Origin of the sequence: Planococcus sp. S3-L1, assembly GCF_030063085.1 — a bacterium.
In the GTDB taxonomy this organism is placed as follows: Bacteria; Bacillota; Bacilli; order Bacillales_A; family Planococcaceae; genus Planococcus; species Planococcus kocurii.
On record NZ_JASISN010000035.1, the window covers coordinates 1 to 10,446 of the forward strand.

A 10,446-nucleotide genomic window follows, 5' to 3' on the forward strand; every position below is an offset into this window, starting at 1 on the left:
ATTTTTTTTGTACTTTTATAAAAGAAATTGTGAAAACAATAATAGCCAGTATAAAGAAAAAAACGCCAATAGCTATGGGTATGTATATAAATCCATTAATCATACTTTCAGGTATTGTCCATGATGCAGCACCCGAAGGCCTCGAAAAAAATATGGCAACTGATTCCCCATTTACACTTAGTATTAAAGCTAAAATACCTAAACAAAAGAAAACTAAAAATAATTTAAATGAATCCCAAAAGCTATTTTTCATGTTCAATTCTCCTTATTTTTTTAATTATAATTTTAAAAAATCATCACATACTGTTTTTTGAAATTTTTGGTAAAATTAAACAATAACCAAAATAAGGTAAAAAGGCATGCTTTGATGTTTAAAAGTTAATAACGTTATTCATTCATATTACTACTTTCCACTATGTTTGTCTCAAATATATCAGAAGCTTCAGAATTAGAAGTTACATTATAAAACAAAATCTTTCAAACTTGTTTGAGAAGTTAGAGGAGTTAGAACTTCGAATGTAACTTAATTGCTATTAAGTTACATTCATAATCCCTTATCTAAAGCTGACATAATAAGCTGAAAATAAAATTGAACCAATGAATATCGTAAAAATAACCAAAGCAAATGCTTTGTTTTTAACTTTGAAAATATCCCGATCACCTTTTAACAAAAATTCAGTTGCGTAAAAGAAAATCAAGAATCCTGCTATGAGTAACACCAAATTAGAAGTAATTAAAGCATTTGAAAAGAATAAAATGGCTAATGAAATAGGGAAAATTAATAGTTTTAACATGGAATCCACCTAGCAGAATTTATTTTTATTGCTGGTTCTGAATGTAACTTAATTCACAATAAGTTATATTCAGTTTACTAACATGGTCAATTTAAAAACTTAGCATAGGTGGAATTCTGAAACCCCATTCCCAAAACTTCGAACCTTGCGCCACAATAAACTTTTCAAGCCAGTCTTCAAAGGTCATACCGATATACATATCATCTTCTTCAAAGTTAACGCCGGTCTCCATGACATACAGATAACCATTGCCTACCGTTTTGTCCGTAATAATCAAGCAGCAACTATCGTATCCATAGGCGATTGGAAACCAATCATCTGGAAAATCATAGCCAGGAATAGCTCTAAATTCTAAAATTTTATCTATGGTGAAGAGTTCAAATCCTCCTCCATATTTAGGATCGTTGAAAATGAGTCCACCATGGTGAAGCCGCAGAAATTCTTTATAGTCTTCCGGCACAGTAAATGGCAACTTTTGCAACTCTTCTTCAGTTGCTGGAGGATTAAAAATCATTTCTGCTTTTCCGATATAGCCGTCTTCCTGTTGAATTTCTAGCAGGCCATTTGAATCCAAGCGCTTCCTTAAGATTTCTAAAGTAGTTTTTATTTTAGACATCATTGCTCCTCCTCTGATTGCTCCTGTTTTTCTTTAAACTGAATGTAACTTAACTGCACTTAAGTTACATTCAAAACCTAGTCTTTGCCCCAAAACTTCCACTTGGATTTTGATGGGGCTTTTTTCAATTCATCCAGATCACTTTGCAGCTGCTGGACAATAGCCAGCAATTGTTCTTCCCGTTCCTGGCTCTTCTTCAATTCATTTTTCATGTCGGTCAGCACATCGGTGTGATCCACCGGATCCGGCAATTGGTTTTTCGGCTGCTGTTGCATGAGTTGCTGCAGATCGTTGATTTTTTGGTTTTGCCCCATGAGCAATTCGACAATTTGATTGAGGGATTGCGGAGCAACCACCAAATCAGCATCCATCCGTTTCACTTCTCCCCCGAACCGTTCCAGCAGCCGGGCTTCTACTTCTTCAAGATGGGTGCGCTTAATCCCTCTTGCTCGCTGGGCTTGAATGGTTTCTGAAATCAATTGAATGCGTTCCACCTGTTCTTCCGTATAGACGCGTTGATGGTTCTGCAGGGGGTCTTTTAAGACTTCACCGAGCCAGTCCCGTTTCTCCCATTCCCGCAGCTGATAGGCTTCCAGATTCAGTTCCTTGACGATTCGACTAATTGGAATACGCATGATTTCCCTCCCTTAAATTTAGCTTTAATTAATTTTAAATTTAACATAACTTTATCCTTCTTTTAACCTGAAAGACACTGCTTTAGAAGGATTTTCAGAAAAATAAAAAGAGAAGGCGCTGGCCATCAGCATCTTCTCCAATTTCCTTTTATAAGACTTCCGATAATCTGATGATATGTAAACAAAATAGCAATATTTATTTCAAATTATCTATTGTACTGAAACTGAGAACCCGGAAAACCATTTTCTATTAAATAGGGAATGGCTTACTTAGAACTATACCGTGAAATCCATCCGTCTTCTGTATATAGTTCACCTGGAAGACCGTCACTAGCTTCTTCAATATTAATGGCATCGCCATCTTCTTTCGCCACCAATACAGTTAAGGATTCCTCTTCTTCTAAAGCCCATAAAAACTGATGTAAAACAGTATCAACTATTTTTGGTATTAGATCATCTCACTATACCAAAGAACGAGGTGCTTTTCTTTTCGCCAATTTACTTGTCAAGGAACCAATTGAATTACAGAAGCGCTTTACAGCCGCACCGATTGGCTCAAGTTATATCGATGCGAAAGTTGAGTAATTCAGTCAACTTTGTCTAATCAGTGCTATAACCCTTGATTAATGCCCCATTTTTTAGAATTCAAAAGAGAATCACACTAACATTAGGCTTTACTTAAGTCTATCAAGCAAAGTAATAGCAGTTCCCTCATGAGTTTATTATTTTTTACCTTTTTTCAGATAACCCTTTTTATGTAAAGAATTAAATGTTAATATTATCCTGTTATAAAAGTTCGAATAAGCGAGGTTTTAGAAGAAATGAAAAAAATTACAACATCACTCACAACATCTGCACTTGCTCTGTCACTAATTTTAGGTGCAAGCAGTAGCACAGTAAATGCAAGTGAACTTAAAAACGGAACAGAAAGCGCTATTCAGGAAAGTGCTCAAATTTCCAAGGATGAAATCAATCAATTAAAAACGTTTTTTAACGACTATGATGTAAACCAAGAAACACAAGCCATCCTGCTTGAAAAACTTAACGCTGGTGAACTATGGGACTCATTTAAAAAGGATGAAAGACCAGTACATATTTTTGAAGTAGAGAAAAACGATATTTTTGAAAAAGTAGAAGAATATAAAGATGGTTCTATTATAGTTTCATCTGTAGATTACGGAACTGTTGAGTTTTCAGATAATAACTTAATTAGTCCACTTGGTATAACGCCAGGAACAGCAACTTCTGGTTCTGGTTATAAAACGTTCAAAAAAGCCAAGGTTTACTATAATGGGGGAGTTGCAAACGCATATTTCTATGCAAACTTTACCATTGTCCAAGGAGGCAACGATTACATTTCTAACGCCTACGATCCTAAAGTCACAGCTATAGGTGGATCAGCCAGTGATATAACTTTAGGAGTAACTAGATCTAAAGAAACTTTAGATAATAAGGCATCAGCTAAACTTTCGTTCAATTTCACAAACTTTAATAATACGGGAAGTGTAAACGGCTGGTTAAAGCTAAATGTTGGAAAAGATTCATATTCAGAAACTCATAGCTTCTAAAAATAAAAAAAGATGGCTTTTAGCCATCTTTTTTTATTTTTTTTCTTTATAATTATTTAAAATTTCCTTTAAATAATTATTTCGTTCCTTACTAGACTTCACTATATAAATAACACCAAATATAAATACTCCTAAAAACAATAAATTAGTTATTATACCGAATAATCCAATTGAGAACATAGAATTCATTCCAGCACCCCTATCCTTTTTTAGATTAAATAGTTTGTATTTTTAAAATACCTATTCGATAACATTTCCTCATTATTAAACACAATTATTTATAGTAGAAATAGGTTTTCACTTACTACTTTGTGTGACGGAAAACCATCTTCAGTATTTCTTAACTGTAATTACTTAGAACCAAACGTTTATATACCCTGCTTGAGCTTTTAAGATACTGTAAAGAAAATATCGCTCTATGGAATTAAATTATTGTGGATTTTATATATTTAATATGCTGAATTTCTATCTTACTCTACTTCTTTTAATATTTTTTCAATGATGATTAATCGTGTATTTAATTCATCTACACGTTTTTGTAAAGTTAGAGTGCTTTGCTTTTCAAGTTCTAATTTTTCATCAGCTCGCTTTTCTGCACGTTTGAAGTATTTAAACAATGCATAAATCAAAATGATTGGGATAATCAAAAATAGAATTAAATTAACTAGTCCAAGTAAACTTACCATACCCATATTATGAAACTCCTTTATACTAACTTTTTTTCTTAATTGTTAAGGATGGTGTTAGTAGTTGTATTAGCTTTTCATCAAGCACAAAGTGAAAAGAATTAAGCATATAAAATTTCATCGCTTTCCCACTTTCCGAAATTTCCATAACGCTCGAAACAAGATTAGCCTCCTCTAATTTTTGAAGATGTAAATAAAGTAATGGTCTACTAATACCTAGTTCTCTTGCCAACTGACTAACATACTGTTTCCCATCAGATAGTACGCTAATAATCTTTAACCGATGAGGGTTAGATAAAGCCTCTAAAATTAGGAGTAATTCGTTACCGTCATTAAAATGTATCATATGACAGTATTTTATTACACACAGATGAAAAGGTCAAGCACTATCAGTAATCAGGCTACAATTTAGTCACTTTCATCAATATACTTTTCGTTTTGTTTTCATTTTACAACACCCTCTTTTTTAAAAAAATCAAGCGCGGTCATATTTATAAAGGTCATAGAAATCTTCGAACAAGACAATCCCCTAGCTTGCTTCTAAAATATTTCTTGTTTTACTCTTTCCTCATAAGAAGATGGAAGTTGAAACTTCACTTATTGAGCTCCAAGTTCGCTACAGTTGCTCATTCAAAAAAGGCAATCAGCCATTAAATCGGTTGTCTTTTTTCATGCAACTAGATTCTACAAGTTTCTAATTCAGAAGGTTTCGAGTAGTTTTTCTAGAATTGAATAACGAGGTGAAATAAACACTATGGAAAACGAGTTTGGGTATTTCTCAAAAGATGTTGCCATTGAATTAGAGATTACGACCTCCACGCTTAGACGGTGGTCTATCGAAAATTGAAGATGAAAGGGAAATCCTTCTGGACGCATTGGAGAAAAGAATGAGTGATACGATTGAAATGCGTGATCGATTATTGACGCAACAATTGCGTGCAGCGATAGACGAAAGTCAAAAACAACTTACAGCTGCTTCACACCAGGAAGAAAAAAAGGCATGATGGAAACGGTTGTTCAAAAAAGAAAAGTAGAGTTGTAAATGATTTCAAAAAAACGGTTTGGCCAATACCATATGCACACACATAAAAAGCCCTCAGAAGCTCTTAACAGCTTCTGTGAGGGCTTTTTAAATACATTCCTTACCTCTGAGTCTCCTGTATCTGATCTTCGCATCTAAAAACGCTTATAAGGCTTTCTAGTAATCAGTTCATCTTGAAATATAAAATCACGAAGTTAAAACGGAGTGCCCATTTATACGCACCTGCCTACTTTGTAGTCAGATGCGTCTGAAATGGTTTCCCACAGGGGCTAACAAGAAATACAAAAAATTATGAATTAAGGAAAAAGAGTCGGAAGAGCATAAGGAAAACGTGCTTGCAATTGCATTGCCAGACCTGGCAGAGCCAGGGGTTTATTTGCTTGCACCCAAAATTGATTTTGGTACACTTTTGTACCACAAAAAAAACAAGTTGGTACACTTTTGCACCAACTTTTCAAAGCCGATCCATATGCTTTATCTTTTTTCTTGCTACTGTTTTGAGGCTTAAAACTTTGTTCTGGAACTAAAAAAATTCTAGAAAAACATCCGTTATTATGTTCGATTCTTCAATTTCTCGTGGCACAAACTTGTGCCAACCCGGAAAAAAAGTGGCACAAGCTTGTGCCAAAAACGAAATCTCGTGTACCCATCCAAACACTAGGCTCTGCCTAGTTCCACATTGAAAATGGGGGCATGTTTCTCTTATGCTCTTTCGCTGTTTTTGGATTGATCTTGTGAAATTTTCGAGTTGGTTTGCTGTCTTTTTTTCCTTTCGCTGGCTCCTCTTTTTCCAAAACTTAAATGCAGGCATTTAAAAATTCAGCGAGTACCCATCTATACACCCTAAACAAATTAGGCCTATCACAGGCAGCTTCCAGCTGTAAATAATGCTACGCATTGGACGCGTCGCGATTTCCTAAAACGATTAAAAGGGGTGAAAAAATCCGAAAGCAAAAAGCGAGAGTGCCCAGTTATACACCACCCCAAAATTGGGATGGTGACTGGCATCTTTTTGTCGCCTTCGGATGTAAAAAAGAACCTTCACCAAATTAAAAAAGAGGAAAAGGCATCCACAAAAAATCCGCCTTTGATTTTTTGTCTTCAGAAAAATCAAAGGCGGATTTTTAAGGCGTGAACGCCTGCAGCATATTTTTACGTATCTTTTCTTTTTTTAGCGGCTAATCGTTTGAGCGTTTCTTCTTTCTCTTTTTCAAATTCAGGATTGGGTTTGGCGGCGACTTTAGGTTGGTCTCTAGACGTGAACCAATCCGGTAATCTTTCTTGTCGTCCGGTTGGACGTTCTTTCATCGGCTGCAGATCCGCAAACGTAATGTGCCCTCCAGCTTCATGAACATCCCATGCCGAAGTGATTTTGGCTTTGATGAATCCAAGTGGGTTTTTCACGCTTTGTTCTTCGTTGACGTAGCGAATCAGGAATTCTAATTCCTTTTCGGCATCCTCTTTCCAGATAAGGGACGCACCTTGGTGCAGCTGTGCAAAGAATGCTGTATCGAATTGATAACCGTCCGCTTGTGCATTTAATCGATTCCTTAATTCATCTTCTTTAGAAAGCAATTTAGGGTTTTCGGCTTCTTTCTTTTCTGACATAGATAATTTTATTTCTTTTTCTGGAGAATGCCTGATAGTGAATTCAAAACCAATAACTTTTCTACCTTTTTTAATCTCTTTAAAATTGATTTGAATATCAGTTTTTTCGTTTAATTCATTGATAGAAGGCACAATTATTCTGTTTTTGAAATTACCATAGACATTGTAAGACTGTTGCTTGACTCCCAACCGATCTTTTAGTTTTTCAATAGTTATTTCCCATTTCCCTAGATACTCCCACTTCTTCATTAGTTCGTATAAACGTATAGATGAGGCACTACTAAGAGAAAGGATATTACTTAACCGATAAGAAGTATAAGCTTTCTTCAAATCTAACAAATAAGGCTTTAATTTAGGATCAAACGAGAATTCTATTCTGCCTTCATGCTCAAAATATTCAATACTTGAAAACCAGTTTACTTGCAGCAAACGTCCTTTTTCTCTAGTAATCTCTAATGATTTCTTTAGTAGTTCCTCAGTTATTTTTTTCATTTCAGTATATTTAGGTTCACCCTCAAGCCCTAGCATTTCATGAAAATCACGAATACGTACTTCATAAATTTTAAAATCTTCATCATCAATTTGAATTTTGCTAACCACTGACAATACTATTTTTTGTTGTCTAGCGCTTAAAGGCTCGTGATAACGTGCATCTACCAAGCTGTTTGACTGTGTAACTAAATGATTTTTATTCAAATAAACACCCCACTATTACATTTTTATAAAACTGTAATCATTAAATTGACTATATCATTAAAAAAGTTTTTAACAACAACTAAAATACACTTTTTACGATTTGTAATAGTTAACACCGAAAGTGTAATAGTTAACACCGAAAGTGTAATAGTTAGACACCGAAAGTGTAATAGTTAACACCGAAAGTGTAATAGTTAACACCGAAAGTGTAATAGTTAGTCTTAAAAAAACTAGTCATACCATGGGCTCAGACCCTCTCTAAAACACTTAAAACAAAGTAATAAACAAAGTAATTAAAACACCAACAACACGCGTACGCGCGAAAGACGGTGGTGGAATAAATGGAACCAAAAGTGTTACCTTTCAACTTCAAGCCCAAAAAAACCGTTACTAGAAAAAGACAGCTGTTGTTCGCATGTTGAATCATCTTAAAACGCACAGAAACCACCCTAAAAGCGTTTTTAAGGTTTAAATTGAATACATACAAGCAAATGTTTCTAAGACGCCTAAAACCCCCCTTAAAAACGGTTTTTCATAAACAAAAACTCCACAGAATCCAATCTGGGAGTTTTACAGGCGAAACGCTTTTAAATTGCTTTCAATTTGCTCATCGGTAATGCCAATGTAGCGCAACGTGATTTGCGGATGTGCATGATTCAAGATGTTCTGCAGCTCGGCAATGTCTTTAAACTGCTTGTAATGCCAGTAGCCGAAAGTTTTGCGCAAGGTATGCGTACCAATGCCCACCGAGATATCGATCATCTGTGCGGCTTTCTGAAGCTGTCTGTAGGCTTGGACACGAGTAATGGGTCCATTTCCCTTTCGACTAGGAAAAAGCCACTCAGCGCCATTTAAAGAGCGAATATACGTGTCTAGTTCCTCGTAGATGTTCCCGAGATGGATGGTCCGGCGTTTTCCGGTCTTGCCTTCACGTAAAGAAACGACTTTTTTGCCTTTGATCTCACTCATTTTGATGGCTAACAAGTCTCCGACACGCAGTCCCGAATTGATGCCCAGGAGAAACAAGATATAATCCCGTTCACCGCACCACTTCTTCAAGCTCCATTTCATGTCTTCAATCTTTTCGAGCGAACGGATCGGCTGCACATCTTTCAGTTCATTTTGTTTGCTCATGGGAGAACTCCTTTTGATTGTTTACTGAGGTTTTATTTCTAGAAAAGACGTATGTAGCGAACTACGCAAGGCGTTTTGATCAAAAGAAAAAAGAGCGCCGCCAAGGAAAAGCGAGCCCAGTAGAATCAACGATCTGAATGTATCATTTTTTTAGGTATGTTTAGTTTCGTCGTTTTTTTCGTCGAAGTCAATGAAAACAGGATTTTGAATGTAACTTAATTAGGATTATGTTACATTCAAATTCAATAGAAAAAAGCTATTTCATCAATTTTAAGAATCTAATGAGTATTTTTTATAACAAAATGCTTTATTTTCTAGAAGTGTTTCTAAAAGATTTGGAACCCTATAAACAGGTGCATCAGTTTTAAAGATGCTGATTTCAGCTTAAAGGAACCAAAATAACTTAACATGCTCTTTAGAACAACGTTTTTCTATTTTTTTACTATTTTTCAAGCTATAATTATTTATTTGAAAATATTTCTATATCTTTATAAAGAAAGAATATTTAGAATAATCTTAGTTCTTTAGATAGAATGTTTTAAAAATAAGTATTCGAGAGGTTGGAGAAAAATGAAAAAGTTTGTATTGGCGTTTTTATCAGTGGTATTACTTTCATTTGGAGTAGGCTCATCAGTATTTGCTAATGAGTATCCAGTTGAAGAAAGCATTGACTTACCACCTTATATTGCGGAAGAAGGTATTGATTTATTAGGTGTATATCAATTAACACCAGAAGAAGAAGGTCTTGTATCAGGATTAAGTCCAGCATGCGGTGGACCAATTTGTATGGACTCAAATCTTGCAGCCAGAGCTATTAAATATACAAAAACAAATGTAAAGACTTCCACGACATGGTCTAATTTTAAAAAAGTATCAGGCATCATAAATGGCCCCGGTTCTATTTCAGCTACTAAATCAGAAGCATTTGGTGTAGTAGTCAATGGTGCATATAGTAACTTAGGATTATCTTTAAACAAAACAAAGACTAGTATCACGGGATACACTTTAACTCATGCCAAAAATACTCGAGTGTATATGGGATATAGAGTAAAATATTCTGTAGAAACCGGAACGAGGGTTGCTACAAGGAATGGTTTTGTTATCAGCAGACTTCCTTATACGGTCAAAACACCTATAATTGATGAATACAAACTTATAAATTATTACGACTAAAAAGTTAAGAAGTTAGTTAATGAAAACTAATTTCAAAAACAGAAATTCTTTTTCATGATTTTTACAGATCCGTTACCTCCAAAAATCCTATATCAGTTGAAATTATCAAGTATTAATTCTTTCTTATACAAAAATAGAATTAAAAAAAGCCGCCTCATGAGGACGGTTTTTTTAATTCTATTTACATAGTATTTTTATAAACCTTTATACACAATAATGATAAGGATGAGAACATACATAAGAATAAAGTGATCTCTGTTAATTGCTAAAGCATTATTAAATAAAAAAAGTTATCGAAGTAAGATTTTTCCCTTAACACTCCTTAAAAAAAAGAAAAGATTGAACTCTTAGCGAGTACTATGTATTCATTTTTTTTGTACTTTTATAAAAGAAATTGTGAAAACAATAATAGCCAGTATAAAGAAAAAAACGCCAATAGCTATGGGTATGTATATAAATCCATTAATCATACTTTCAGGTATTGTCCATGATGC

10 protein-coding genes are annotated in these 10,446 nt (G+C 34.6%); 3 read left to right on the forward strand and 7 right to left on the reverse strand.

The features are described from left to right. On the forward strand, nt 1–314 hold a 314-nt coding region (locus QMF37_RS17795), incomplete at its 5' end, for a hypothetical protein (protein ID WP_283479060.1). A 240-nt stretch (nt 315–554) separates the two neighbouring features. Here QMF37_RS17795 and QMF37_RS17800 read toward each other — a convergent pair. The 3 genes from QMF37_RS17800 to QMF37_RS17810 form a co-directional block, all read right to left on the reverse strand. Further along, nucleotides 555–794 (reverse strand): hypothetical protein, encoded by a 240-nt coding sequence (locus QMF37_RS17800; RefSeq protein WP_283479062.1) that lies wholly within the window; start codon nt 792–794, stop codon nt 555–557. 91 nt (nt 795–885) lie between these two features. Beyond that, a complete protein-coding gene (locus tag QMF37_RS17805) occupies nt 886–1,410 on the reverse strand; it encodes an SMI1/KNR4 family protein (protein ID WP_283479064.1) in 525 nt (174 codons plus the stop codon). A gap of 77 nt (nt 1,411–1,487) precedes the next feature. Beyond that, nucleotides 1,488–2,045 (reverse strand): MerR family transcriptional regulator, encoded by a 558-nt coding sequence (locus QMF37_RS17810; protein ID WP_283479065.1) that lies wholly within the window; start codon nt 2,043–2,045, stop codon nt 1,488–1,490. Nucleotides 2,046–2,866: 821 nt separating this feature from the next. Here QMF37_RS17810 and QMF37_RS17815 point away from each other — a divergent pair. Further along, nucleotides 2,867–3,613 carry a hypothetical protein gene (locus QMF37_RS17815; RefSeq protein WP_283479066.1) on the forward strand — a complete coding sequence of 249 codons (747 nt, stop codon included), beginning with the start codon at nt 2,867–2,869 and terminating at the stop codon, nt 3,611–3,613. 470 nt (nt 3,614–4,083) lie between these two features. On the opposite strand, the gene QMF37_RS17820 is transcribed toward QMF37_RS17815, so the two are convergent. The 4 genes from QMF37_RS17820 to QMF37_RS17835 form a co-directional block, all read right to left on the reverse strand. After that, nucleotides 4,084–4,305, reverse strand: coding sequence for a hypothetical protein (locus QMF37_RS17820; RefSeq protein ID WP_283479067.1), 222 nt, complete (start codon nt 4,303–4,305; stop codon nt 4,084–4,086). 19 nt (nt 4,306–4,324) lie between these two features. Further along, complete coding sequence (locus QMF37_RS17825) at nt 4,325–4,645, reverse strand: ArsR/SmtB family transcription factor (protein ID WP_283479068.1); 321 nt, start codon at nt 4,643–4,645, stop codon at nt 4,325–4,327. Between the two features lie 1,848 nt (nt 4,646–6,493). After that, complete coding sequence (locus QMF37_RS17830) at nt 6,494–7,645, reverse strand: replication initiation protein (protein WP_283479069.1); 1,152 nt, start codon at nt 7,643–7,645, stop codon at nt 6,494–6,496. 570 nt (nt 7,646–8,215) lie between these two features. Continuing rightward, complete coding sequence (locus QMF37_RS17835; protein WP_283479071.1) at nt 8,216–8,779, reverse strand: site-specific integrase; 564 nt, start codon at nt 8,777–8,779, stop codon at nt 8,216–8,218. Nucleotides 8,780–9,349: 570 nt separating this feature from the next. Between QMF37_RS17835 and QMF37_RS17840 the strand changes: the two genes are divergently transcribed. Next, nucleotides 9,350–9,952 (forward strand): hypothetical protein, encoded by a 603-nt coding sequence (locus tag QMF37_RS17840; RefSeq protein ID WP_283479072.1) that lies wholly within the window; start codon nt 9,350–9,352, stop codon nt 9,950–9,952. Nucleotides 9,953–10,446: the final 494 nt, after the last annotated feature.

Excerpts from the sequence above, each read along its gene's own strand:
- QMF37_RS17800 (WP_283479062.1), bottom strand. The coding sequence starts at position 794 with ATGTTAAAACTATTAATTTTCCCTATTTCATTAGCCATTTTATTCTTT.
- QMF37_RS17805 (WP_283479064.1), bottom strand. The coding sequence starts at position 1,410 with ATGTCTAAAATAAAAACTACTTTAGAAATCTTAAGGAAGCGCTTGGAT.
- QMF37_RS17810 (WP_283479065.1), bottom strand. The coding sequence starts at position 2,045 with ATGCGTATTCCAATTAGTCGAATCGTCAAGGAACTGAATCTGGAAGCC.
- QMF37_RS17815 (WP_283479066.1), top strand. The coding sequence starts at position 2,867 with ATGAAAAAAATTACAACATCACTCACAACATCTGCACTTGCTCTGTCA.
- QMF37_RS17820 (WP_283479067.1), bottom strand. The coding sequence starts at position 4,305 with ATGGGTATGGTAAGTTTACTTGGACTAGTTAATTTAATTCTATTTTTG.
- QMF37_RS17825 (WP_283479068.1), bottom strand. The coding sequence starts at position 4,645 with ATGATACATTTTAATGACGGTAACGAATTACTCCTAATTTTAGAGGCT.
- QMF37_RS17835 (WP_283479071.1), bottom strand. The coding sequence starts at position 8,779 with ATGAGCAAACAAAATGAACTGAAAGATGTGCAGCCGATCCGTTCGCTC.
- QMF37_RS17840 (WP_283479072.1), top strand. The coding sequence starts at position 9,350 with ATGAAAAAGTTTGTATTGGCGTTTTTATCAGTGGTATTACTTTCATTT.